This is a genomic window from Gilliamella sp. Occ4-3, assembly GCF_001690675.1.
In the GTDB taxonomy this organism is placed as follows: Bacteria; Pseudomonadota; Gammaproteobacteria; order Enterobacterales; family Orbaceae; genus Gilliamella; species Gilliamella bombi.
In genome coordinates, this window is record NZ_LZHR01000041.1 from 120,268 (window position 1) to 146,625 (window position 26,358).

Consider the following 26,358-nt stretch of genomic DNA (forward strand, 5'->3'; position numbering starts at 1 on the left):
CATCACAAAAAGTGGTGGGAATTTATTCATCTCTTGTTAATGTGTTGTCAATAATAGTCCATTTTTATTAAGTAAAAATGTAGCGTATTCCCCATCTTTCCAACATCTTATTTGGTCAATTGAATGTTAAAGCTTATTTTATATTCATACTAACAAATATTCTTTTTCCTTGATTGAAGACGATATGTTTAGTGTATGTTCAAATTTTATTCTTATATTTTAGGAGCTTTAAATTCGGCAGATGCCTGCTATTCATGATGGCTTTACTGTATCAGAAGCAACACATGATTATTGGTATGGAAAAAAGTAGCGATAGGTACTTTTGCAATGTTAATGTTAATCGATAGTGATCCAGATATGATTGAAACTGTATATAATTCTGCGAATCTGTCGGTTTATCAACCATGCTGGCTGAATTTGGCTTAGCTAATACCAGTGATGAAGAGTTGATGAAAATCGTTATAAAAGTAGCAACTACAGAGGGACTACGTCGTAAATAGTTTTGCACTTTTTTAGATTAATTGTGCTAACTTTAAATGTACTCTGGTTGGTTTTTTACATCAAGAATTTTTATTTCTTTTACATTTTGTTGTAAGTTCATGTAGGTAAAGAGAATAAGAATATTCTTCTTGCTTGTGTTATAATTCAAAGCTAATTTTATCCTTCATTTCTGGTAATTATGGCAGAACCAAAATTTATTCATCTTCATTTACATAGTGATTTCTCTATGATTGATGGAATTGCTAAGGTAGGTGCATTAGTAAATGAAATGAGCAAGTTGCAGATGCCTGCATTTGCGATCACTGATTTTACTAATCTTTGTGGACTGGTTAAGTTTTACGGCTCAGCAATGTCAAAAGGTATTAAACCTATCATTGGTGCAGATCTCGCTATTAGAAGTTCTCAATTGCCTGATGATATTTATCGTTTAACTCTGTTAGCTGCTAATAATCGGGGATATCAAAATCTTACTTTATTAATTTCTAAAGCTTATCAGCGAGGATACATTGGAGATTTGCCTGTTGTTGATAATGAGTGGTTAATTGAGCATCGAGAAGGGTTAATTGTATTAGCTGGACGTGAAAGTGATATTGGTATCGGTATCGTTCGCAATAATCAAAGTATTATTGAGCATGCTATTAATTTTTACCTTGAAAATTTTAATGAGCATTTTTATTTTGAGTTAGTACGGACTAAACGAATCAATGAAGAGCTATTTATTCATAGTGCAGTAAGATTAGCTGAACAGTATCAATTACCCGTGGTTGCTTCTAATGATGTTCGCTTTTTAAAATCTTCAGATTTTGAGGCTCACGAAATTCGTGTTGCTATTCATGATGGAAATACACTTGAAGATCCCTCTCGACCTAAAAATTACTCAGCAGAGCAGTATTTACGATCTGAACAGGAAATGTGTGAACTATTCTCTGACATACCAGAAGCGCTTGAAAATAGTGTTGAAATAGCAAAGCGCTGTAATGTAACCATTCGGTTAGGTGAATATTTTTTACCTAAATTTCCTACTGGTGATATGTCGACCGAAGATTTCTTAGTGCATAAATCGCGTGAAGGTTTAGAAGAAAGACTTGAGTTTTTATTTCCCGATCCAGAAGTTAGAAAACAAAGAAGACCTGAATATGATGAGCGTTTAGAAACAGAATTAACAGTTATTAATCAAATGGGTTTTCCTGGATACTTTCTAATCGTTATGGAATTTATTCAATGGTCGAAAGATAATGATATTCCCGTCGGACCTGGGCGTGGTTCAGGTGCGGGTTCACTAGTTGCGTATGCTTTAAAAATTACCGATTTAGACCCACTGGCGTTTGACTTACTTTTTGAACGATTTTTGAATCCAGAACGTGTTTCAATGCCTGATTTTGATGTTGACTTTTGTATGGAAAAGCGAGATCTAGTAATTGATCATGTTGCTGATATGTATGGTCGTGATGCAGTCTCTCAGATTATTACTTTTGGAACTATGGCGGCTAAAGCAGTAATCAGGGATGTTGGCCGAGTACTTGGACATCCTTATGGCTTTGTTGATCGGATTTCCAAATTAATTCCCTTAGATCCGGGAATGACATTGGTTAAAGCTTTTGAAGTTGAGCCTCAACTTCAGGAGTTATACGATAATAATGAAGAAATTAAATCATTAATTGATATCGCACGTCAATTAGAAGGTGTAACTAGAAATGCAGGTAAGCATGCTGGGGGCGTTGTAATTTCACCAACTAAGATTACAGATTTTTCGCCAATTTATTGTGATCCAGAAGGAAATCACCCAGTAACCCAGTTTGATAAAAATGATGTTGAATATGCAGGCCTTGTTAAATTTGACTTTTTAGGACTAAGGACATTAACCATTATTGATTGGGCAATCAAAATGATTAATGAACGTCAGTTAAGAGAAGGAAATAAGCCTATCGATATTACTCGAATTCCTCTCGATGATCAGGCGTCATTTGATTTGTTATTGAAAGCCGAAACAACAGCTGTGTTCCAACTTGAATCTCGAGGTATGAAAGACTTAATAAGGCGATTAAAACCTGACTGTTTTGAGGATATGATCGCTTTAGTTGCCTTATTTAGACCAGGTCCGTTACAATCAGGTATGGTAGACAACTTTATTGACCGTAAACATGGCAGAGAAGAAGTGTCCTATCCTGATATTAAATATCAACATGAATCATTAAAACCTATCTTAGAACCAACATACGGTATTATTTTGTACCAAGAACAAGTTATGCAAATTGCTCAGACTTTGTCGGGTTATACATTAGGTGGTGCGGATTTATTACGTCGAGCTATGGGGAAGAAAAAACCTGAGGAAATGGCAAAGCAACGCTCTGTTTTTAAAGAAGGTGCCGAAAAGCAAGGTATCGATGGTGAGCTTTCCATGCGCATTTTTGATTTAGTGGAAAAATTTGCCGGTTATGGTTTTAATAAATCTCATTCAGCAGCTTATGCGCTTGTTTCTTATCAAACATTATGGTTAAAAACTCACTATCCAGCAGAATTTATGGCTGCAGTTATGACTGCCGATATGGATAATACTGATAAAATTGTCGGTTTGGTTGATGAATGCTTACGGATGGGATTAAAGGTTAATCCACCAGATATTAATAGTGGTCTTTATCATTTTCATGTGAATGATAAAGGTGAGATTGTTTATGGGATTGGGGCTATAAAGGGTGTCGGTGAAGGTCCTATTGAGGCAATTGTTGAAGCACGTAATAGTGGTGGATATTTTAAAAATATATTCGAACTTTGTGCTCGAACAGATATGAAAAAGATCAACCGCCGTGTACTTGAAAAACTTACTATGGCAGGGGCATTTGATAAATTAGGCCCTCACAGAGCAGCTATTTTGCATAGTATTAATGATGCAATGCAGGCAGCGGATCAATATGCAAAAGCTCAAGATATTGGTCAAGAAGATATGTTTGGAGTCTTAGCGGAAGAACCTGAACAAGTTGAGCATGCTTATGCTGCGGTACCTGAATTACCCGATCAAGTTTTGCTTGATGGAGAACGTGAAGCTTTAGGGCTTTATTTAACAGGGCATCCTGTAACGCAATATTTAAAAGAATTAAATCGTTATACTGGTGGATTGCGAATTAGTGAAGCATCTCCGACAGGCTGGGGAAAAACAGTTACTTTTGCTGGTATTGTTACTGATGCTAGGACTCGAATTACTAAAAAAGGTAAAAAAATTGGCTTGTTTACTTTAGATGATCGTTCAGGTCGTATTGATGGTATGCTTTTTGCGGAATCTTTGGAAAATTTTGGACATTTACTCGTAAAAGATAAGATCTTAATTGTTACAGGCCAAGTTAGTAATGATGATTTTAATGGTGGTTTTAAAATGTCAGTGCGAGATATTGTTGATCTAAAAGATGCCCGTACTAAATATGTAAAAGGATTGTCTATTACATTAACTGAAAGCGAAGCAAATCAAGCAATATTGCAACGTTTACAACAACTTTTAGAACCTTATCGTCATGGTAGTGTGCCTGTTAGCTTATATTATCACCGGGATGATTCGGTTGTTAGGATTCAATTCGGTACGACATGGAGGGTTATTCCAGAGGACGCTCTGATTATTGAATTAAAGACACTTATTGGCATAGATCGTATTGAATTTGAGTTTGAATAAGAAAACAAACTTATTAATAGTAGTCTGGTTGATTAATTAAATTTATTAAATAATGTTACTTTAATTAAATGTAAGTGGTATAACATTTTGAATAGTTGAAGTCTAATAATATAAATTTAGGTGACTTCAATGAGTATTACATAGTAGAATTGGATTAATTTTATTTTAAAAATTAGCCAGTATACTGTATTAGATGTGTATTTTTTTAAAATACCAAATAAATTAAGAGGCAATTACAAGCGTTATGAACAATTTTTTGGAATTTGAAAAGCCGATAGCGGAATTAGAAGCAAAAATTAATTCCTTAAAGAATATTGATTCGCAACAAGTTGAATTAGATATTAATTTAGATAAAGAGATTAAGCAATTACATAAAAAAAGTCGTGAATTAACAAAAAAAATATTTGCTAATTTAACTCCCTGGGAAATTGCGCAACTAGCTAGACATCCAAATCGTCCTTATACATTGGATTATCTGAAAGAAATTTTTACTGATTTTGATGAATTAGCTGGTGATAGGGCTTATGCCGATGACAAAGCAATTGTTGGTGGAATAGCTCGTATTGATGGAAGATCTGTGGTGGTTATTGGGCATCAAAAAGGTCGAGAAACAAAACAGAAAATTTACCGGAACTTTGGTATGCCCGCTCCAGAAGGGTATCGTAAAGCTTTACGATTAATGCAATTAGCGGAGCGTTTTAAATTACCGATTATCACTTTTATTGATACTCCAGGTGCTTATCCCGGTATTGGTGCCGAAGAGCGAGGGCAAGCAGAAGCTATTGCTCGTAATTTAAGAGAAATGTCACGTCTTAAAGTACCAACTATTTGTACAGTAATTGGAGAGGGAGGCTCTGGGGGCGCTCTTGCTATTGGGGTTGCCGATAAAGTTAATATGCTTCAATATAGTACTTACTCTGTTATATCGCCAGAAGGTTGTGCTTCGATTTTATGGAAAAGTGCTGATAAAGCACCAGTTGCAGCTGAAGCTATGAATATGACTGCAGATAAATTACTAAAATTGAATCTTATTGATTCGATTATACCTGAGCCACTGGGCGGTGCCCACCGTGATTATGCTGTTGTATCTAATTCACTCAAAACACAGTTACTTAGTGATCTTGATGAACTTGAAAGTATGGATTTATCTGTATTACTAGAAAGAAGATATCAACGCTTGATGAACTATGGCTACGTAAGGTAATTTTAAATTTGGAATATTGTAATGAAAAAATCGACAGGCTTACTACGTATCCTTAAAGCAACAAAATATTCTTTAAAAGGCTTAAAATCGGCGATCAAACATGAAGCTGCATTTCGCCAAGAGTTAATTCTATTAGTTGTGGCTTATATTGTTGTAATGCTAATTGATTTCTCTATTTATGAACGTATTTTGCTACTTGGTTCAATTGGAGTGGTGATGATTACTGAGTTAATAAATAGTGCAATTGAGTGTGTAGTTGATCGTATTGGCTCTGAAAGGCATGATTTATCTGGCCGAGCAAAGGATTATGGCTCGGCGGCGGTATTTTTGTCGTTATTATTGACTATTATTTTATGGATTTATCTATTTTCTTGTCATTTTTCATCATGATTTTTGATTTAAACGTAGGTTTTCCTGAAAGTTTTTGACAATAGTTTAATCGCAAAAAACTATTCTTAAACTAGAATAGGATTGGTTTTCCAATAAAAATTTATAAAAATATTATTATAATTACGCTGGAAAATAAAAATAACAACGCTTTTGTAGGAAAATACAGGGTTATTTACACTTTATGGTTAAAATAATCCTCTAAAAACTTATAAGGCGTTTTTTTCGAAATCGCTTTATGGGGTTTAATTGTATTATAATAGCTAATAAATCGTTTAATATTGTGTTTTCTATCTTTTTAATGGCTAAATATTTTCTGATTATTCTACATTTCCATTAAAGTTCGTATCACTCTTTTGAGCTTTCCCATTCGTTTGTGGACAGGCTAGTTTCGTGAATTCTCGATGGATACGATGGTTGTTACACGTTTTAACAAATAGCTCCTCACCAGTGCCTTGATATTCATGTCCATTCTTGGAATAAATACATTCAATGATAAAGGATATTGGGTTAACACATTGTTTATATAAATAGTGCTGAATTAAATCGGGATTTATTGGGGTAAATGCCTGCATAAAAGTTCATGTGAAAAATCATCAATACTGACCGACAAATAAATACTCTCGCATTTTTTGTTTGGTTTCGTTTTTAAGCAAAGATAAAGGTAAACGTTTGGCATCAACTATAGCATTTACCCAGATAGGTTTTGTTATAGCGTTTAGCTTGTCGCCTTAATTTAACTTCAATGGACTTTCCGACTTTAACCAGACACTTAATTTCTATATGTAAATGATGCAACTATTGGTTATCAATTATAGATTAAGTTAGTTGTATAGATTGAATTACCATGTCTTTATCAATGCCATCTATCACTTCAGCATGACCAATTTTTGTTGGTATAACAAGCCTTAATTGCCCAGATAATACTTTTTTGTCTCGTAACATATGTGGCAGATAAGATTCAATTGACATTTTTTTGGGTCTGTTAACAGGTAGTTTAGCGCGAATTAATAAGTTCTTAATTCGTTCAATATCAGTTTGATCCAATTTACCAAGTAGTTTGGCTGTTTGTGCAGCCATTAGCATACCAACACTGACAGCTTCGCCATGTAGCCAATTTCCATAGCCTAGTTCTGCTTCTATGGCATGCCCATAAGTGTGACCAAGATTTAAGATTGCTCGCATGTTTTGTTCTGTTTCGTCAGCAGCAACCACTTGTGCTTTGAGTTCACAGCAATGGTAAATACAGTAGCTTAATGCATTAACATCTAGGTTTAGTAAATCGTTGATGTGTTCTTCAAGCCAATCAAAAAATTTAGCATCTAAAATAATGCCGTATTTTATAACTTCGGCAAGTCCAGCCGAAAGCTCTCTTTGTGGTAATGTTTTTAAACAACTGAGATCAATCACAACCGACTGTGGTTGATAAAATGCGCCAATCATATTTTTACCCAGTGGGTGATTAATCGCTGTTTTACCTCCTACCGAGGAATCAACCTGTGATAATAGCGTTGTCGGCACTTGAATAAACTTAATTCCACGTTGATAAGCTGAAGCGGCAAATCCTGCAATGTCACCAATCACACCTCCACCTAGTGCTATAAGTATACTACTGCGAGTATGATTGTTTGCCAGTAACGTTGTCAAAATGCTATTCCATGTTTCCATGGTCTTATATTTTTCACCATCAGGAACAACAACTGAATCGGTTTTTACACCATGCTTTTCAAGCATATCAATTAGTGTTTGTAAATAAAGTGGGGCTATGGTTTCATTGGTCGCAATGAGTACGCGTTGTCCTGCTTGGAGTTTAAAATGTTGAAATTCACTTAGTAGATTTTCACCAATTGTGATTGGATAACTGCGTTTAGCTAGTGCTACATTTAATGTTTTTTGCATATTAATTTCCAGACAAGTCAAAGTGGATTTATTGTTGCATGTTAGCGATAAAAAAGTGGCAGTGCAACTTAGAATCATTTAAACTTATTGATAATTTTGATTTGTGATATTAAATTTTATATGTCTTTATCTATTGTTTTAGCACAAAAAAATTGGTGTGTAGGCGACATTGAAGGGAACGTTCAGCAGATTATTGAATTGATAAATAGCCACTCCTCCGATGATCTCATTATTTTTTCAGAACTTGCTTTATGCGGTTATCCACCTGAAGATTTAATTTTTCGTTCTGATTTTAAAGCTCGTTGCCAAAAAGCATTATCGTTGATTCAACAAGTGAGTCGGCACTGTGCAGTTATTGTTGGACATCCACATTGGCAAGATCAAAATATTTATAATGCTCTTTCATTTTTTCATGATGGCGAATTGTTAGCTCGCTATCATAAACAGCGATTACCTAATTATGATGTATTTGATGAAAAGCGTTACTTTACGGCTGACAATCAAACTTGCGTAGTTGATTTTAAAGGTAAAAGGATTGGTTTACTAATTTGTGAAGATCTTTGGCAATTTGAACCAGTTGATAATATCCATAAGGCTCAGGCTGATTTTGTTGTGGCTATTAACGCTTCGCCTTATGACTGCGACAAGCAGAAAAATCGTCGAGAGTTAGTTAAACAGCATGTTAAACGAACAGGTTTACCTTTCATTTATGTTAATCAAGTGGGTGGTCAAGACGAGCTGGTGTTTGATGGCGGATCATTTGTTTGTAATGAGCTTGGTGAAATTGTTTGTCAGCTAAAATCATTTGAGGAGCAAATTTCTTCTTTTGAATATGGTGTAAATTATCAGGCGATAATTGATAATAATGAAAATGATCAATTAGCTTCAGTTTATGATGCATTGGTACTTGCGACTCGCGATTATGTTACTAAAAATGGCTTTCAAGGTGCAGTATTAGGGCTTTCTGGAGGGATTGATTCAGCTTTAACCCTTGCTATTGCAGTTGATGCGCTAGGGAAAGATAAAGTTCAGGCAGTGATGATGCCATTTCGTTATACTGCTGATATTAGTATTGCTGATGCCAAAGAAGAAGCTGAAATATTAGGGGTTGAATTTGATATTATTTCGATTGAGCCAATGTTTGATGCGTTTATGGCATCGTTAAGTCCAATGTTTGTTGGTACGCCAAAAGATACTACTGAAGAAAATCTTCAAGCACGTTGTCGTGGTGTTGTTTTAATGGCACTATCAAATAAACGGCGCAGGCTGGTGCTGACAACGGGTAATAAAAGTGAAATGTCGGTAGGTTATGCAACTCTTTATGGCGATATGGCTGGTGGGTTTGATGTTCTGAAAGATGTGCCTAAAACCATGGTTTTTGCATTGTCAAAATATCGGAATACTCGTTCTTATGTTATTCCTGAAAGAGTGATCACTCGCCCTCCATCAGCAGAGTTGGCTCCAGATCAAAAAGATGAAGACAGTTTACCGCCTTATGATATTTTAGATGGAATTTTGAAAGGTTATGTCGAACTAGATCTTTCCGTTGAACAACTTATTGCGCAAGGTTATGATGAAGCAACTGTAAGGCGTGTTATTAAATTGGTTGATATAAATGAGTATAAACGTCGCCAATCAGCGGTCGGTCCGAAAATAACAGCTCGTAACTTTGGCAAAGGTCGCCGTTATCCTATTACTTCTGCTTTCGGATTTAAAAATTGGTGATCTTGAATTAAAGGTAAATTAAATATGAAAAAGATTGAAGCTATTATTAAACCATTTAAATTAGATGATATTCGAGAGGCACTTGCTGATCAAGGTATTACAGGTATGACAGTTACTGAAGTTAAAGGTTTTGGTCGTCAAAAGGGGCATACTGAACTTTATCGCGGTGCGGAATATATGGTTGATTTTCTGCCGAAGGTGAAAATTGAACTTATTGTGTCTGATGATATTTTAGAAATGTGTATTGAGACTATTATGAAGACAGCACAAACCGGTAAAATTGGTGATGGCAAAATTTTTGTTTATAACGTTGAACAAGTCATTCGTATTCGAACTGGCGAAATGGATGAATCTGCGATTTAGTTTAAATTACTGAATGTCAGGTCGTTCTTGTTTGAGTAGCTCAGAAGTCACAATACCTTGAATCGAACAAATAAGAAGGTTCATATTTGGGCTTTTTTCGAGTAATAGCAGTTTTTCGGTGGTATCTGGAGCTGGAATGGTTTTAACACCGACAACAGTTCCGGTATTTTTATGCCAAGTTTGGAGATCGTCATTAATATTACGAATCTTTGGATTTGCGATATACAGTAGGTTATCTTCCATATTTTTCCAATCTACAAAATTCAAAGCATCTTTGATTTGATTAATATCATTATCGATTATAAATCCCCAGAAATAATATTTTCCCATTTTGCCAAGATCCATGGCACTATCATAATAGCCAATGATTGTTAGGTTTTTATAAGTCATAGGAGTTTTGAAATAAACGTAGTTTTTAGTTATATCAGAGCGATTTTCAATAACAATATTGGCTTGATTTTTATTAAAAACTTTTATATTAGTATATTTTTCTAGTTCATTTTTATTGCTATAAACTTCTCTAAAAAAATCAGAGTTGCAAAGCATTAACGAATCAATCAATGGCACTTTATCGGCTGATGCGATAAAAGAATAAAATATAAAAAATAGAGTAATGATGTTTTTTATCATATTGATTCGATTAGGCAAAATTTAGGTACCAAAATTAATTACCCCGTGATTGTATAATTATTACGACAGAATAACAATGTTAAAGCTATTTTCTTTTTTTTCTAACTATTTAGCTTTGTCTTTCTTTGCTAAAACTCTTTACAAAAATTAATTTAATTTCACAAAAATATAATTTATCAAGTAATAATGTATTTTATGTTTATATATGGAATGCAGATCGCATATTTATGTATTAATTTAGAAATAGTTTGAATATAAAATAACTATAATTTAGATTAACTAGTAAGTTACTTCAGTTACTCAATAAAGTTTAGATGGAAATTAATTATGTGCTCAACATTTGCAAATCGAATTTTAACAGAGCTTTCTGACGTTGAAGATATTTCAATTAAAACGTTTTTTGGAGGATTTAGTGTTAATAGTAAAGATATAATGTTTGGTTGGGTTACCCAAAAAAGCTTTTATTTAAGAGGGCATCCAGATTATCGTTCACTTTTTATTGATTTGGGTATGCAGCCATTAAGTATAACGACAGGCATGTCTACTAAATTGCTTGATTATTATAAGGTAGGTAATGAACTTTTTAAGGATCATGAAAAACTGTTTTCTATGGTACAGATGGTGATAAAGTATACTAAAAAAGAGCAATATGAAAAAAACGAAATCAAAGCAAAGCGGATAAAAGAGTTGCCAAATATGACTTTGTCGTTAGAAAGGTTATTGTGTAGTGTTGGAATTAAAGATGTTGATACCTTTCAAAAGGTAGGTTATTTGAACGCATATTATAAAATAAAACAAAAAAAAGAAGCCATTTCCATTAATATATTGTTTGTTTTATATAGTTCTTTACATCGTTTTCATGTTGCAACTTTGTCCAAGGAGACTAAAAAAGAAATTGAACTTGAATATCAATGTTTTTTAAACCAGATGGATAATGACTCATATAAAGAATAATTTTGACTGGCTATGTTGATCAAAGTACTTATAATAATATCACCATAATAATAACAGTTATCTAAAAATGCTTTACGATGAAGTATAATTACATTTTTAGATAATTTTTTATGGTTGATATTATTTATGTTTTCTATCTACTATTTAGTTTAGTCAATTTGATGGTTTTCTACGTGGTGGACGTCTAAATGGTTTGGGATGAGGCAAATCAACCAGTAGCGCAGAAGGATCATATTGACTAACAGGAATAGCATGATCAATTGCTTTTTCAATAGCAGGTAAATTTTGTGAATAACGTTCACAGGCTAATGAAATTGAGTAACCTCCAGCTCCTGCACGCCCTGTTCTTCCAATTCGATGACGATAATCATCACAATCATCAGGCAGATCATAATTAAAAACGTGAGTAACATTAGGTATATGTAATCCTCTGGCTGCGACATCGGTAGCAACTAAAATATCAAGATGACCTTGGGTAAATTGTTCTAAAATTGATAAACGTTTTTTCTGAGCAATATCACCAGTTAATAATCCAACACGATGACCATCAGCGATAAGGTGCCGCCAAATCTTTTCGCAAGTTACTTTGGTATTAGCAAACACAATGCAACGATCAGGCCATTCTTCCTCAATTAGTGTTTGTAAAAGTGCTAATTTATCTTCGTTAGATGGGAAAAATAGTTCTTCTTTAATGCGATGCCCAATTTTTTGTTCTGGTTCAACTTCAATATACTGAGGATTATTCATATGCTCAAAGGCTAATTCACGCACGTTGTGTGTTAATGTTGCAGAAAACAACATGGTTAATCTTTTTTGTGGTGGTGTCATATGTTTGAAAACCCAACGTATGTCACGGATAAATCCTAAATCAAACATGCGATCGGCTTCGTCTAATACGACAACTTGAATTGCGTCTAAATTAATATAATTTTGCTTTGCATAATCAATCAATCGTCCTGTTGTGGCAATTAAAATATCGACCCCTGTGGAAAGCATTTTTAATTGTTTATCATAGCCATCACCACCAAAAGCTAATCCTAATTTTAATCCTGTTTCTTCAGATAGCCGTTCAGCGTCATGGTATATTTGTACAACTAATTCGCGTGTAGGGGCAATAATTATTGCTCTTGGTTGATTTATTTTGTGATCAGGTAAAGGCTCATGATTCAACAAGTGATTAAATGTTGATGCTAAAAACGCCATGGTTTTGCCTGTTCCTGTTTGTCCTTGCCCAGCAATATCCATTCCGTTAGTGGTTAGCGGTAATGTCTTTTCTTGAATTGGTGTGCAATAAACAAATCCTTTTTTTTCAAGTGCTTTTAACACTGAAGGATGAAGAGGAAATTGGCTAAAAGTTGTTTTGGTAAGATATGATTGAATCATTATTGTTGTGAATATAATTATCAGAATTGTCAGATTATAACACACTAAATATAGTGACATCACTAATAATTATATCCTATTATACTAATTGCTAGTAGAGAAATTCAAAGTAATCTATTATGGTAAAAAGTAAAAATGTAGGAGACAAAAATGAGTGATAATATCGTTCAGTTATCAGAAGCAACTTTTGATAAAGTAGTTAATGAATCATCGAAACCAGTACTCGTTGATTTTTGGGCTTCATGGTGTAAGCCTTGTAAAATGGTTGCTCCGATTTTGGAAGAAATAGCTCAAGAATATAGCGATAAGATAGTTATTGCCAAATTGAATATTGAAGAAAATCCCAATATAGCACCTAAATTTGGTATACGAGGTATTCCTACTTTATTGATTTTCAAAAACGGACAAGTAGCTGCCACTCAAGTAGGAGCTTTATCTAAAGCTCAACTTAGAGATTTTATTGATCCTCAATTGTAATAATTACTTTATGTTTTTATAATATGGTTAATAGAGTAATGAATTTTACATTGCTCTTTTGTTGTGTCTTTAATTTTACTAGATTTATTAATTTATAATAGTTATATTCAATTAATTGTAGACAAATTAATGATTTTAGTGTAATCTGTGCTTCTCTTACATGTATCCCTTTCTGCAATTCATTGTTTTTATTGGTAAAGTGGTGAAATTCTATATTCAAATGTTTAATTATCATCAAAAGCTTAGCAATCGATTGAAATTAAGTGTTGTAAGAGAGCTTTTTATAAGCAAATTAAACAAATATACAAAAATAATATTAAATTGCAAACATATCAATTTTATCCTCAAGAATTTTTAACATTATGAATTTAACTGAATTAAAAAACACTTCTGTTTCCGAGCTTGTAGCGCTTGGAGAAAAAAAGATGGGGCTTGAAAATCTTGCTCGACTTAGAAAACAAGACATTATTTTTGCAATCTTAAAACAACATGCCAAAAGTGGTGAAGATATTTTTGGTGATGGCGTACTGGAAATTTTGCAAGATGGATTTGGCTTTTTACGTTCAGCCGATAGCTCTTATTTAGCTGGTCCTGATGATATTTATGTATCACCAAGTCAGATTCGACGATTTAATTTAAGGACTGGTGATACCATTGCAGGTAAAATCCGTCCGCCAAAAGAAGGTGAACGATATTTTGCTTTATTAAAAGTAAATGAAGTAAATCACGATAAACCAGAAGATGCCCGCAATAAAATTCTTTTCGAAAACTTAACTCCACTTCATCCAAATTCTCGTTTACGAATGGAACGAGGTAACGGTTCTACCGAAGATATCACCGCAAGAGTTCTTGATTTAGCATCACCAATTGGTAAAGGTCAACGTGGCTTGATTGTTGCACCACCAAAAGCAGGTAAAACAATGCTTTTACAAAATATTGCACAAAGCTTAGCGGTTAATCATCCTGAATGCGAGTTAGTTGTATTAATGATTGATGAGCGTCCCGAAGAAGTGACCGAAATGCAGCGTCTAGTTAAAGGTGAAGTTGTTGCATCGACATTCGATGAACCAGCAGCAAGACATGTTCAAGTTGCTGAAATGGTTATTGAACGCGCAAAACGTTTGGTTGAACATAAAAAAGATGTGATTATTTTATTAGATTCGATCACACGTTTAGCTCGTGCATACAATACAGTTGTACCTTCATCAGGTAAAGTATTGACTGGTGGTGTGGATGCGAATGCATTACATCGTCCAAAACGCTTTTTTGGTGCTGCACGTAATGTGGAAGAAGGTGGTAGTTTAACAATTATTGCAACAGCATTGATTGATACTGGCTCTAAAATGGATGAAGTTATCTATGAAGAGTTTAAAGGTACTGGTAATATGGAAGTCCATTTATCGCGTAAAATTGCTGAACGTCGTGTGTTTCCTGCTATTGACTTTAATCGTTCTGGTACACGTAAAGAAGATCTAATGACTTCGCCTGATGAACTACAAAAAATGTGGATTTTACGCAAAATTCTTAACCCAATGGGTGAGACTGATGCAATGGAGTTCTTGATCGATAAACTTGCCATGACTAAAACTAATGATGAGTTTTTCGAAATGATGAAACGTTCATGATTTATTCAGTTGATAGTAAATATCATTAAAGTCATGAAAAAGAGCCGTATTGTATTCTGATACGGCTTTTTTTATGGCAAAATATAGCGTAATTTATAAAACTTAATTAAGTTTTAGGTGTTGTTAAAACCTTATGGTTAAGGTTATAGAGGTTTAATAAAGGAGCCAAATCATGTCAAAACAACAAATCGGTGTTATTGGAATGGCAGTTATGGGGCGAAATCTTGCGCTCAATATTGAAAGTCGAGGATTTTCTGTTGCTATTTATAATCGCTCTAAAGATAAAACAGAACAAGTCATGGCCGAACATTCTGATAAGAAATTGGTTCCTTATTATACAATTGAAGATTTTGTCAATTCTTTAGAAAAACCACGCCGTATCCTGATTATGGTGCAAGCAGGTAAAGGTACCGATGCGGTAATTGATGAGTTGCGTCCACTTTTAGATAAAGGTGATATTATTATCGATGGCGGGAATGCCTATTTTGAAGATACAATTCGTCGAAACAAAACATTGTTAGCAGAAGGATTTAACTTTATTGGTACTGGTGTTTCAGGTGGCGAAGAGGGAGCGCTAAAAGGTCCATCAATTATGCCTGGTGGGCAAAAAGAGGCTTATGAATTAGTTGCACCAATATTAGAGAAGATTGCAGCTAAGGCTAATGGTGAGCCTTGTGTTGCTTATATAGGTCCAAATGGCGCTGGTCATTATGTAAAAATGGCTCATAACGGCATTGAGTATGGCGATATGCAACTGATAGCTGAAAGCTATTCGGTATTAAAACATGCTGTTGGTTTAACTAATGATGAACTTGCTGAGGTGTTTACAGATTGGAATAAAGGCGAGTTAGACAGTTATTTAATCGAAATTACCGCTGATATCTTTAAGCATAAAGACGAAAACGGTAATTATTTAATTGATGTGATTTTAGATGCGGCAGGCAATAAAGGTACAGGTAAATGGACCAGCCAAAGTGCTTTAGATTTGGGTGAGCCTTTATCTTTAATCACTGAGTCTGTATTTGCTCGTTATCTATCAGCAATTAAAGATCAGCGAGTTGCGGCGGCAAAAGTGTTAAAAGGTCCTCAAAAAGCGCCTTATAGTGGTGATAAGCAGGAGCTCATAGAAAAAATCCGTAAAGCACTGTATATGGGTAAAATTATCTCTTATGCACAAGGTTTTGCACAGCTAAAAGCTGCTTCTCATAAATATCAATGGAATTTAAATTATGGTGAAATAGCTAAGATTTTTAGAGCAGGGTGTATTATTCGTGCACAGTTTCTTCAAAAAATTACTGATGCTTATGCCGATAATAATGAGATTGATAATTTATTGTTAGCGCCTTATTTTAATCAAACGGTCGAGGCTTACCAACAATCATTGCGTGATGTGGTATCTTTAGCGGTGCAACAAGGTATTGCAGTTCCTACACTTTCAGCTGCGATTGCTTATTATGATAGTTATCGATCAGCGGTATTACCAGCTAATTTGATTCAAGCACAGCGGGATTATTTTGGTGCTCATACCTATGAGCGTATTGATAAAGAAGGTGTGTTTCATACTGATTGGTTAAATATTGAATCTTAATATTTTCAATTTGTAACCTTATTTTACTAAACAAAAGTGCAAGAGAGTTTGCACTTTTGTATATCTGTTATTAGTGAACTTATTTCTTCTTTTCCTTTTTTGTATTTCGATATTTCATAAATCCTTGTCGTTATTGATTTTAAATTTGTCAAGTGATTTCATTTATTAAAAACCCTAGAAAAACACTATATATTGTGTATAATTAAATATTATTTACTATATATAGTATTATTTAAGCGGTAGAAAACCTCGGGATTATATCAAAAAACTAATGATTTGATAAAAAATGAATAATAACAACGAATATTAATGTTGGTATAACACCTGTGACTAACGCGAGTTATTGATGGATATTGAGGAGTATATATGCCTGTAGTAATAAAACGAGATGGTTGTCAAACTGCATTTAATGAGACTCGAATTAAAGATGCAATTGTCAAAGCAGCTGTGGCGACGAATGTTCATGACCCAGATTATTGCGCAACGGTTGCTCGTGTTGTTACTAATCAAATGAGCGAACGTGAAAGTGTTGATATCAACGAAATTCAAAATGCAGTTGAAAATCAGTTAATGTCAGGCCCTTATAAAAAATTAGCGAGAACTTATATTGAGTATCGCCATGATCGTGATCGTGCTCGAGAAGAACGTAGCCGTCTAAATCAGGATATTCGAGGACTAATTGAGCAAAGTAATGTCGCTATTTTAAATGAAAATGCTAACAAAGATAGCAAGGTGATTCCAACCCAACGTGATTTACTTGCGGGTATTGTAGCAAGGCATTATGCAAAGCAGTATTTGTTACCTAAAGATATTTCTCGTGCTCATGATTGTGGTGAAATTCATTATCATGATTTAGATTATGCTCCATTCTTTCCTATGTTTAACTGTATGTTAATTGACTTAGATGGTATGTTAACAAATGGTTTTAAAATGGGTAATGCTGAGATTGAGCCACCAAAATCAATTGCAACAGCAACTGCAGTAACTGCACAAATTATTGCACAAGTGGCTAGCCATATTTATGGTGGCACGACTATTAATCGTATCGATGAGGTTTTAGCAAAGTTTGTTACTATTAGTTATAACAAACACAAACAAGTGGCTGAAGAATGGAATATTCCGAATCCAGAAGCTTATGCTAAAAGTCGTACTCAAAAAGAATGTTATGATGCATTTCAATCTCTTGAATATGAAGTAAACACTTTACACACAGCTAATGGACAAACTCCGTTCGTTACTTTTGGTTTTGGTTTAGGGACTAGTTGGGAATCACGCTTAATTCAAGAGTCTATTTTAAAAGTTCGTATCAAAGGATTAGGTAAAAATCATAAAACAGCAGTTTTTCCAAAACTTGTTTTTGCCATTAAAGATGGTATTAACCATAAACAGGGCGATGTTAATTATGATATTAAAAAACTTGCACTTGAGTGTGCAAGTAAACGGATGTACCCAGATATTTTAAATTACGATAAAGTTGTTGAAGTGACGGGTTCATTTAAAACGCCAATGGGTTGTCGAAGTTTCTTGGGTGTTTATGAAGAAAACGGTCAGTTAATTCATGATGGGCGCAATAATTTAGGTGTAATTAGTCTAAATTTGCCTCGTATAGCTATTGAAGCTAAAGGTGATGAAGCTCGATTTTGGGAAATTTTAGATAAACGTTTAGAACTATGTAAAAAAGCATTAATGACGCGTATTGCTAGACTTGATGGCGTAAAAGCACGAGTGGCACCAATTTTATATATGGAAGGTGCTTGTGGTGTAAGACTTAACGAAGATGACAATGTTTCTGAAATTTTCAAAAATGGGCGAGCTTCAATTTCTTTAGGTTATATTGGTCTTCATGAAACATTAAATGCACTTTACGGAAATCAAACGCATCCATTTGATAGTGATAAATTACGCGAAAAAGGTGTGGCAATTGTTGAGCGTTTACGTAATGCAGTAGATCAATGGAAAAGCGAAACTGGTTATGGGTTTAGTTTATATAGCACACCAAGCGAAAATTTATGTGATCGATTTTGCCGACTTGATACGGCTGAATTTGGTGTAATTCCAGGTGTTACTGATAAAGGTTATTACACTAACAGTTTCCATCTTGATGTTGAGAAAAAGGTTAATCCGTACGAAAAAATTGAATTTGAAAAACCTTATCCTCAAGTTGCTAATGGTGGTTTCATCTGTTATGGCGAATATCCAAATATGATTAACAATATCAAAGCATTAGAAGATGTTTGGGATTATAGTTATTCACGAGTTCCTTATTATGGGACTAATACGCCAATAGATGAATGTTATGAATGTGGTTATACCGGTGAATTTTCTTGTACTAGCAAAGGCTTTGTTTGCCCAAGTTGTGGAAATCATGATTCTTCAAAAGTATCGGTTACTCGTCGTGTTTGTGGATATTTAGGTAGTCCTGATGCCCGCCCATTCAATGCAGGTAAGCAAGAAGAAGTAAAACGTCGAGTTAAACATTTAAATAATGGTCAAATTGGTTAATAATCAATAAATATTTATGAATTATCATCGCTATTATCCAGTTGATGTTGTTAATGGGGAAGGAACTCGCTGTGTTCTTTTTGTTGCCGGGTGTGTACATCAGTGCCCAGGTTGCTATAACAAAAGTACATGGGGAGTAAATTCTGGTTTACCATTTACACAAGCACTTGAAGATCAAATCATTAAAGATTTACAAGATACTGAAATAAAACGTCAAGGATTATCGCTTTCTGGCGGTGATCCTTTGCATCCTCAAAACGTTGCAACTATATTAAAACTGGTCCAACGTGTTAAATCTGAATGCGATAATAAAGATATTTGGCTTTGGACTGGGTATAAGCTTGATGAGTTAACAGCTGAACAACAAGCGGTTATTCCTTATATTGATGTGTTAATTGATGGGAAATTTGTGCAGGAACTTGCTGATCCTCGCCTATTATGGCGAGGAAGCAGCAATCAAGTTATCCATCGTTTTAAATAAAAATCATGGGCTAATTAGTGAGATTTATGTAAATTTAGAAGATAAGAAATAGCTTCTCGGTAATTAATTTCAAGATTTTCGCTACTTGATGAAGTGATATGCAAATCAGTAATTTTGCCATTATGAATCCCATAAACCCAACCATGTAAATTAACTTTTTGACCTCGTTGCCATGCGGATTGAATAATTGTAGAGTGTCCAAGATTGTATACTTGTTCAATTACATTAAGTTCACATAAAACATCCAAACGGATATCGGGTGGAAATTCCCCTAGAAGTGAGCTGTTTCGAAACCAAAGATCACGAATATGCAGTAACCAGTTATTAATTAGCCCTAAATCAGGATTTTCAACCGCATCACGAATTCCACCACAACCTAAATGACCACAAACAATGATATCTTCAATTTTAAGTACATCCACTGCATATTGAACGACAGATAAACAGTTTAAATCAGTGTGTATTACAAGATTACCGACATTACGATGCACAAATAACTCACCTGGCTTTAACTTAATGAGTTTTTCTGCTGACACACGACTGTCTGAACAGCCGATCCATAAAAATTTCGGGTTTTGTTCAACGGCAAGTTGTTTAAAAAATTCAGGATCTTCTTGCTCTATTTTTTCTGACCATTCATGGTTAAAACGGATCAAATCGTTTACATCAAACATAATTAATATTTCCCAATATATTTCATTATTATTTTTTATTTTAAGTTATTCAATATGCTGAATCTTACTTTTCATTATTAATTTACGCCACAAAGGAGTTGTTAATAGTTTGGCTTTAACAATTTTACTATAAAGTTTGAAGCGTAATGGTATTGTACGTTGATAATAACATTTATTAGGTTTTGGATGGCCACTATTTAATATTTTACTTAAAATTTCAGCGCTATCTAAAGCATAGCTAATACCTTCTAACGAACTTGCACTAATAAAACCAGCTGCTTCACCAATTAAAAAAATATTTTCATTGCCAGTATAAAAATCACGTAGCCGATTTGGATAAACCACTAAACATTTTTCTGTTTTGAGAGGTTTACCAAAAATAAATCCTTGTGTAGTTAATTTTTCTTTTAATTGGTCAAAATTTTCATTCGCTACTTTTTTAGGAAAAGCACCGCCAAAAATAAAATAACCATTTTTTGAAATACTCCAAGAGTAGCAATTGGTTAATTCATTGTCGAATATACAAGAATTAAATGGCGTTGGATGTTGCTCTGTAAACCATTGTTGTATCGCTACATATTGTCTTATCGTATGCTGAGGATATCGCATTCGTCTAACCAGAGAATTGGCGCCGTCAGCACCAACCACATATTGAGCAGTGGCGTTGTGTTCATTTTTATTTTCATCAAGATAAGTGATCTGATAACCATCAATAATACGTCTTACTTCTTTACAGAGTGTATTATGAAGAACGGTTACATTTGATGGTATTAGTGATTTTAGCCACAGATCAAATTTGTGCCTATCAAAACTCACATAACTTCGCTGATAGTTGCGAATAAGTTTGGTTTGTAAGTCATAAGTTCTGACACTAAAAATTTGAGGATCAGTTAAAATACCAGCTGGTAAGTTTATATTTTGCCTAGCAAAGGCTTTTTGTGCATCATCTGCTAATAGTCCCCCACAAGGTTTATGGAATCCACCATTTCCCGTTTTATGTTTTGTATCTAATGCAATGACTTTGAATGAAGGACTAAGTAAACGGGCTAGCGTACTGCCAGCAGGTCCTAGTCCTATAATTGCGATATCGTAATCCATGTTATTGTGTATTTTCTTACCATGTTTAAAAACCATTTATGTTAGCAAATTAAATTATGTGTGACTATTAAAGATGAGCACTTCTCTATGCCAGTTAACTTGTAAAAAAGTTTCAGGTAACTATGTGTTTCAGTATAAAATTAGATATAAACGTTCTTTTTTTAATGAATTTATTTTTGTTATTAATCTGACTTGTTTTTGCAAGTGAATCAAATATATTTTTCCCTCGACTGAATATTATCGTATTGATATAAGGACATCTTGCGGTATATGTCATATAACCCAAATTATATGTAAAAATAATATATTCACTATAAAGCGCTAATTCGTTTGAATCAATCATTGATTAATCGTAATTATTTACTAGATTCAAAATAAGATAAATTTTTAACTTATTGATTTAAATTTGTTTTTATTGATCTCAAAAAAGTGATATTTTCAATTTTTAATGAAATTCATTTAATTATTAGTAAATAACTTCTATAATAATCGCCAATTTGTCACGCATAAGAGTTAATAATGGAAAAGTTTCACGTAACAGGTCCAACATCGCTAAATGGCGAAGTGGTTATTTCTGGCGCAAAAAATGCTGCGCTACCCATTTTATTTTCTGCAATTTTGGCAGAAAAACCAGTAGAACTTCGAAATGTTCCTAAGTTAAAAGATATCGATACAACTTTGGAATTGCTAGGCCAGCTAGGTGTAAAATATGAACGAAATGATGCTATTCACCTTGATGCAGGTCATCTGAATAACTACTGTGCACCTTATGAGCTAGTAAAAACTATGCGTGCTTCAATTTGGGCTTTGGGTCCCCTTGTTGCTCGTTTTGGGCAAGGACAAGTTTCATTACCTGGCGGTTGTGCTATTGGTGCAAGGCCTGTTGATCTTCATATTAGTGGTCTTGAACAACTTGGTGCGACAATCACACTTGATGAAGGCTATGTTAAAGCGTCGGTCAATGGAAAACTAAAAGGTACTCATATTGTCATGGATAAAGTAAGTGTTGGTGCGACCGTTACGATTATGTCAGCCGCAACTTTGGCTGAAGGCAAAACTGTCATCGAAAATGCAGCATGTGAACCTGAAATTGTTGATACCGCTAAGTTCCTAAATATGTTAGGCGCTAAAATTACTGGTGCAGGTACAATGCGTATTGAGATAGAAGGGGTTGAACGTTTAGGTGGTGGTATACATGAAATAGTTCCTGATCGTATTGAAACTGGGACTTTTTTAGTTGCGGCAGCTATATCTAGAAGTAAAATCACTTGCCGTAAAACCGATCCAACCCTACTTGATGCGGTGCTTTCTAAATTGAAGGAAGCTGGTGCCAAGATTGAGGTAGGTGAAGATTGGATTTGTTTAGATATGCAAGGAAAAAGGGCGAAAGCTGTTAACATTCATACTGCTCCGCATCCAGGTTTTCCTACTGATATGCAAGCACAATTCTCATTGCTAAATATGGTTGCTGAAGGTACAGGAATCATTAAAGAAACCATTTTCGAAAATCGATTTATGCATGTTCCTGAGCTAATTCGCATGGGTGCAAAAGCAGAAATTGAAGGTAATACCTTAATTACCCATGGTGTTGAAACATTGAGCGGTGCACAAGTAATGGCGACGGATTTGCGGGCGTCAGCGAGTCTAGTTTTAGCTGGTTGTATTGCTGAAGGTTTAACCACTGTTGATCGTATTTACCATATAGATCGAGGCTATGACAATATTGAAGCAAAATTAAGAAAATTAGGCGCCAATATTGAAAGGGTGAAATAATTCATTTTCGCTAAAAAATTAATAAGTTGTTTTTTCAAAAGGAGCGTAATGATGACAAAGCAAGCATTGGTGTTTTTATCGAATGGTTGTGAAGAAACAGAAGCGGTAACCACTATTGATTTATTAACCCGAGCTGATATTAAAGTTACTACTGCAAGTATTTCAAGTTCTCGTGAAATTGAATGTTCTCGAGGAGTAACCATTTTGGCAAAAAAAATGCTTTCGGATGTTCAATACATTGATTTTGATGTTGTTGTTTTACCTGGAGGTGTTAAAGGTGCTGAAAATTTTCGAGATTGCCCATTGTTAATCGAAAAATTGAAACAAACGCACCAAAGTGGTGGTATTGTTGCTGCAATCTGTGCCTCTCCAGCTATGGTTTTACAACATCATAACTTATTTCCACACGCATATATGACTGGTTATCCAACCACTAAAGAGGCGTTTAAAAATTGGAAGTCCGATAGAGTTTATTTTGATGAGTTGTATAAAGTTATTACTAGCCAAGGTCCCGCAACGTCTATTGATTTTGCTTTAAAAATTATAGATGCGTTGTTAGGCCGAATAAAAGCAGCTGAGATTGCTCAGCAATTAGTTCTTCCTTTGGGAATTGAATCCTATCAATAAATAGGCACTAAATGTCAAATTCACATTTGTATGAAAAATTAGTTAAAAGAGCAACGCTAGGTGCTGTTTCAATCTCTATTTCATTAATTATAATTAAATTTATTACTTGCTGGTTTACCGGTTCAATAAGTTTATTTGCCTCATTATTAGATTCAAGTATCGATTTACTTGCTTCTGGTGTTAACTTTTTTTTAGTTCGTTATGCACTAAAACCCGCAGATGCTGATCATACCTTTGGTCATGGCAAGGCAGAATCTTTGGCAGCATTATTACAAAGCGCGTTTATTATTGGTTCTGCAATAATTTTGTTACTTTCTAGTATTCGCTCTTTTATTTATCCGAATGAACTACAGGAACCTTTATTGGGGATTATTGTTTCAACTGTTTCTGCTGTAGTGACATGCATTCTTGTTTTGTATCAAAGATATGTTGTAAAAATCACTAAAAGTAATGCTATTCAAGCCGATATGTTGCACTATTCTTCCGACATGCTGTTGAATATTGCTGTTATAATTGCACTTTGTTTAAGTTGGTATGGCATTACTTATGCTGATGCGGCTTTTGCAATTTTTATTGCTTTGTATATTTGTTATAATGCTTATCACATTGCACATAATGCAATTAAAGACCTATTAGATCACGCTTTACCAGATAGTGATAATTTGCGAATAGCTGAAATTGTGGCTTCATATCCAGATGTAAGAGGTTTTCATGATCTAAAGACCCGCCAAGCAGGCCCTCTCAAATTTATTCAATTGCATCTTGAATTAGACGATGATATGCCTTTAATCACTGCTCATGCCATTGCTGATGCTATTGAAAAACATATTTCTAAAGAATTTTCTCCTGCAACGGTGATTATTCATCAAGATCCAATTTCTGTTGTACCCATCGAAATGATGAAGTAGAAAACTTAATCAAAAATAGCTTTTATTGTCTATTGTTAGATATCTGTTAAGACTCTATAATAACTAAAAGTTAATAATTTGGAGTTATTTATATGATAAAAAAAATAGGTATTTTAACCAGTGGTGGCGACGCTCCAGGAATGAATGCAGCTATTCGAGGTGTAGTGAGAACAGCATTATCAGAAGGGTTGGATGTTTTTGGTGTTTATGATGGTTATATGGGACTTTGCGAAGATCGCATTGTTCAATTAAAGCGTTCAAGTGTATCTGATATTATTACTCGTGGTGGTACATTTCTTGGATCGGCTAGATTTCCAGAATTTAAAGATAAAGCTGTAAGACAAAAAGCCATTGCTAATCTAAAAAAACATCAAATTGATGCTTTAGTTGTTATTGGTGGTGATGGTTCATATATGGGCGCAATGCGATTAACGGAAGAAGGTTTTCCATGTATTGGTTTACCAGGAACCATTGATAATGATATTCGTGGTACTGATTATACTATAGGTTATTTTACTGCGCTTAGTACTGCTGTTGAAGCAATCGATAGATTACGTGATACTTGTTCTTCACATAACCGAATTTCAGTTATTGAAATAATGGGGCGAGATTGTGGTGATTTAACCTTAAATGCAGCAGTTGCTGGTGGTTGCGAATTTATGATTATTCCAGAGGTTTCTTATACGAAGGAAGATCTAATCGAAGAAATTAAACTAGGCTTTGCAAAAGGTAAAAAACATGCAATTGTGACTGTTACTGAACATATGTGTGATGTAAATCAACTTGCAGTAGACATTGAAGCTGCTGTTCATCACGAAACTCGTGCCACAGTATTAGGGCACGTTCAACGTGGTGGTTCTCCTGTCCCTTATGATCGTATTTTGGGGTCTCGTATGGGGGCTTATGCTGTTGAATTACTGCTACAAGGCTATGCAGGTAGAAGCGTTGGCGTACAAAATGGTAAATTAGTACATCACGATATTATAGATGCTATCAATAATATGAAGCGTCCATTTGATATGGATCTATACAATACAGCCAAACGATTATTTTAAATGTTAATTTTGCCATTTAAGCATAATTAGTAGTAGATAAATATCTGATTGTTTTATTAATAGGTGAACTGGTAAAAATGATATTTTATGACAGTCACCTATTTGTTTATCTACTAACTCCTTTAAAATGAGTCGATATGGAATTAGGCTGCTTTTAATAATAAAAGAGTTTTTATTTATCAAGTATGGATGTGAATCACAGTAAACTAATTACAATGTTATATTGGTAATTTTATGGCACTACATTTTTTAGAAGATAATGATCGTTTTTATGCTTGTGATGCTAATAATAAAGAAATAGCTGAAATGACCTTTACAAGGGTCGGAAAAGATAAAGCTACTATTAATCATACTTATGTTGATTCTGCGTATCGTGGTCAAGGTATTGCAGATAATTTATTAGACCTTGTAGTAGAAAAATTACAGCAAGAAAAGCGTGAGATTATTCCTATTTGCTCGTTTGCTATTAAGAAATTAACTAGAAAATCAGATTGAAAGGTACTACCCTAAATTTTGTGTATTTACCTATTCAATATTCAAGGTGACGGTTGATTCTGTCACCAAATTTTATAATGAACCGACTTATGGCATTTTTTTAGTTTTGGATTGATATAGACAATTTATTACAAGCGTGTGGTATTGTCCAAAAAATGACTTTTTTAACAGAGTTATCTGTTTGTAAAACTTTACATTTCTTGATGATATGGCGAATAGGACTGTTTAAAGACTCTATTGCATTGGTGATGAAATTCGCTTTCAAATCTTTTGTTATCGCTTTGTGTTCTTGGTATGTCCACACTTTGACTTGTTAAACATTTCGACACTAATAACTAATGTATCGTAACA

At 34.2% G+C, this 26,358-nt stretch carries 22 protein-coding genes and 1 pseudogene; 16 read left to right on the plus strand and 7 right to left on the minus strand.

Annotated elements, in window-relative coordinates:
• The first annotated feature begins 679 nt into the window (after positions 1 to 679).
• The 3 genes from dnaE to A9G44_RS04610 all read left to right on the plus strand — a co-directional run bounded on the left by dnaE (position 680) and on the right by A9G44_RS04610 (position 5,753).
• Positions 680 to 4,159 carry a DNA polymerase III subunit alpha gene (gene dnaE / locus A9G44_RS04600; protein WP_065609406.1) on the plus strand — a complete coding sequence of 1,160 codons (3,480 nt, stop codon included), beginning with the start codon at positions 680 to 682 and terminating at the stop codon, positions 4,157 to 4,159.
• A gap of 244 nt (positions 4,160 to 4,403) precedes the next feature.
• A complete protein-coding gene (accA, locus tag A9G44_RS04605) occupies positions 4,404 to 5,363 on the plus strand; it encodes an acetyl-CoA carboxylase carboxyl transferase subunit alpha (protein ID WP_034910462.1) in 960 nt (319 codons plus the stop codon).
• A 21-nt stretch (positions 5,364 to 5,384) separates the two neighbouring features.
• Complete coding sequence (locus A9G44_RS04610; protein WP_034910464.1) at positions 5,385 to 5,753, plus strand: diacylglycerol kinase; 369 nt, start codon at positions 5,385 to 5,387, stop codon at positions 5,751 to 5,753.
• A gap of 317 nt (positions 5,754 to 6,070) precedes the next feature.
• Here the strand turns inward: A9G44_RS04610 and A9G44_RS13665 are convergent, their stop codons facing one another.
• Together A9G44_RS13665 and aroB are read right to left on the minus strand one after the other, a co-directional pair.
• Complete coding sequence (locus tag A9G44_RS13665) at positions 6,071 to 6,325, minus strand: hypothetical protein (protein ID WP_065609408.1); 255 nt, start codon at positions 6,323 to 6,325, stop codon at positions 6,071 to 6,073.
• 244 nt (positions 6,326 to 6,569) lie between these two features.
• Positions 6,570 to 7,649 carry a 3-dehydroquinate synthase gene (gene aroB / locus A9G44_RS04620; RefSeq protein ID WP_034910466.1) on the minus strand — a complete coding sequence of 360 codons (1,080 nt, stop codon included), beginning with the start codon at positions 7,647 to 7,649 and terminating at the stop codon, positions 6,570 to 6,572.
• Between the two features lie 120 nt (positions 7,650 to 7,769).
• Here aroB and A9G44_RS04625 point away from each other — a divergent pair, with 120 nt between their 5' ends.
• Both A9G44_RS04625 and glnB read left to right on the plus strand, forming a co-directional pair.
• Entirely contained in the window at positions 7,770 to 9,374 is a 1,605-nt protein-coding gene (locus A9G44_RS04625; RefSeq protein ID WP_065609436.1) for an NAD+ synthase, read from the plus strand.
• 24 nt (positions 9,375 to 9,398) lie between these two features.
• Positions 9,399 to 9,737 (plus strand): nitrogen regulatory protein P-II, encoded by a 339-nt coding sequence (gene glnB / locus A9G44_RS04630; RefSeq protein ID WP_034910467.1) that lies wholly within the window; start codon positions 9,399 to 9,401, stop codon positions 9,735 to 9,737.
• Between the two features lie 6 nt (positions 9,738 to 9,743).
• On the opposite strand, the gene A9G44_RS04635 is transcribed toward glnB, so the two are convergent.
• Complete coding sequence (locus tag A9G44_RS04635) at positions 9,744 to 10,367, minus strand: hypothetical protein (RefSeq protein WP_065609410.1); 624 nt, start codon at positions 10,365 to 10,367, stop codon at positions 9,744 to 9,746.
• A gap of 327 nt (positions 10,368 to 10,694) precedes the next feature.
• Here A9G44_RS04635 and A9G44_RS04640 point away from each other — a divergent pair, with 327 nt between their 5' ends.
• A complete protein-coding gene (locus tag A9G44_RS04640; protein WP_034910468.1) occupies positions 10,695 to 11,321 on the plus strand; it encodes a TfoX/Sxy family DNA transformation protein in 627 nt (208 codons plus the stop codon).
• Positions 11,322 to 11,474: 153 nt separating this feature from the next.
• Here A9G44_RS04640 and rhlB read toward each other — a convergent pair whose 3' ends face one another.
• A complete protein-coding gene (gene rhlB / locus A9G44_RS04645) occupies positions 11,475 to 12,704 on the minus strand; it encodes an ATP-dependent RNA helicase RhlB (protein WP_065609437.1) in 1,230 nt (409 codons plus the stop codon).
• A gap of 150 nt (positions 12,705 to 12,854) precedes the next feature.
• Here rhlB and trxA point away from each other — a divergent pair, with 150 nt between their 5' ends.
• The 5 genes from trxA (at position 12,855) to nrdG (ending at position 19,377) form a co-directional block, all read left to right on the plus strand.
• A complete protein-coding gene (gene trxA / locus A9G44_RS04650; RefSeq protein WP_065609412.1) occupies positions 12,855 to 13,181 on the plus strand; it encodes a thioredoxin TrxA in 327 nt (108 codons plus the stop codon).
• Positions 13,182 to 13,543: 362 nt separating this feature from the next.
• Positions 13,544 to 14,806, plus strand: coding sequence for a transcription termination factor Rho (gene rho, locus A9G44_RS04655; protein ID WP_034910472.1), 1,263 nt, complete (start codon positions 13,544 to 13,546; stop codon positions 14,804 to 14,806).
• Between the two features lie 172 nt (positions 14,807 to 14,978).
• Positions 14,979 to 16,394 (plus strand): NADP-dependent phosphogluconate dehydrogenase, encoded by a 1,416-nt coding sequence (gene gndA, locus A9G44_RS04660; protein ID WP_065609414.1) that lies wholly within the window; start codon positions 14,979 to 14,981, stop codon positions 16,392 to 16,394.
• Between the two features lie 366 nt (positions 16,395 to 16,760).
• Complete coding sequence (gene nrdD / locus A9G44_RS04665; protein WP_065609416.1) at positions 16,761 to 18,896, plus strand: anaerobic ribonucleoside-triphosphate reductase; 2,136 nt, start codon at positions 16,761 to 16,763, stop codon at positions 18,894 to 18,896.
• 16 nt (positions 18,897 to 18,912) lie between these two features.
• Complete coding sequence (gene nrdG, locus A9G44_RS04670) at positions 18,913 to 19,377, plus strand: anaerobic ribonucleoside-triphosphate reductase-activating protein (RefSeq protein WP_065609418.1); 465 nt, start codon at positions 18,913 to 18,915, stop codon at positions 19,375 to 19,377.
• A gap of 14 nt (positions 19,378 to 19,391) precedes the next feature.
• On the opposite strand, the gene can is transcribed toward nrdG, so the two are convergent.
• Positions 19,392 to 20,051: a carbonate dehydratase gene (gene can / locus A9G44_RS04675; RefSeq protein ID WP_034914468.1), complete on the minus strand. Its 660-nt coding sequence runs from the start codon at positions 20,049 to 20,051 to the stop codon at positions 19,392 to 19,394.
• Between the two features lie 45 nt (positions 20,052 to 20,096).
• Positions 20,097 to 21,149, minus strand: coding sequence for an FAD-binding protein (locus A9G44_RS04680; RefSeq protein ID WP_065609420.1), 1,053 nt, complete (start codon positions 21,147 to 21,149; stop codon positions 20,097 to 20,099).
• 519 nt (positions 21,150 to 21,668) lie between these two features.
• On the opposite strand from A9G44_RS04680, the gene murA reads away from it, so the two are divergent.
• The 5 genes from murA (at position 21,669) to A9G44_RS04705 (ending at position 26,007) form a co-directional block, all read left to right on the plus strand.
• Positions 21,669 to 22,922 carry a UDP-N-acetylglucosamine 1-carboxyvinyltransferase gene (murA, locus tag A9G44_RS04685; RefSeq protein ID WP_034914463.1) on the plus strand — a complete coding sequence of 418 codons (1,254 nt, stop codon included), beginning with the start codon at positions 21,669 to 21,671 and terminating at the stop codon, positions 22,920 to 22,922.
• A gap of 51 nt (positions 22,923 to 22,973) precedes the next feature.
• A complete protein-coding gene (locus tag A9G44_RS04690) occupies positions 22,974 to 23,549 on the plus strand; it encodes a DJ-1 family glyoxalase III (protein WP_065575146.1) in 576 nt (191 codons plus the stop codon).
• A gap of 11 nt (positions 23,550 to 23,560) precedes the next feature.
• Complete coding sequence (locus tag A9G44_RS04695) at positions 23,561 to 24,457, plus strand: cation diffusion facilitator family transporter (protein WP_065609422.1); 897 nt, start codon at positions 23,561 to 23,563, stop codon at positions 24,455 to 24,457.
• Between the two features lie 92 nt (positions 24,458 to 24,549).
• Complete coding sequence (pfkA, locus tag A9G44_RS04700) at positions 24,550 to 25,512, plus strand: 6-phosphofructokinase (RefSeq protein ID WP_034914458.1); 963 nt, start codon at positions 24,550 to 24,552, stop codon at positions 25,510 to 25,512.
• 234 nt (positions 25,513 to 25,746) lie between these two features.
• Complete coding sequence (locus A9G44_RS04705; RefSeq protein WP_065575148.1) at positions 25,747 to 26,007, plus strand: GNAT family N-acetyltransferase; 261 nt, start codon at positions 25,747 to 25,749, stop codon at positions 26,005 to 26,007.
• Between the two features lie 100 nt (positions 26,008 to 26,107).
• Here the strand turns inward: A9G44_RS04705 and A9G44_RS13970 are convergent.
• Positions 26,108 to 26,269: pseudogene (locus tag A9G44_RS13970) on the minus strand (IS256 family transposase); the annotation flags it as partial.
• Positions 26,270 to 26,358: the final 89 nt, after the last annotated feature.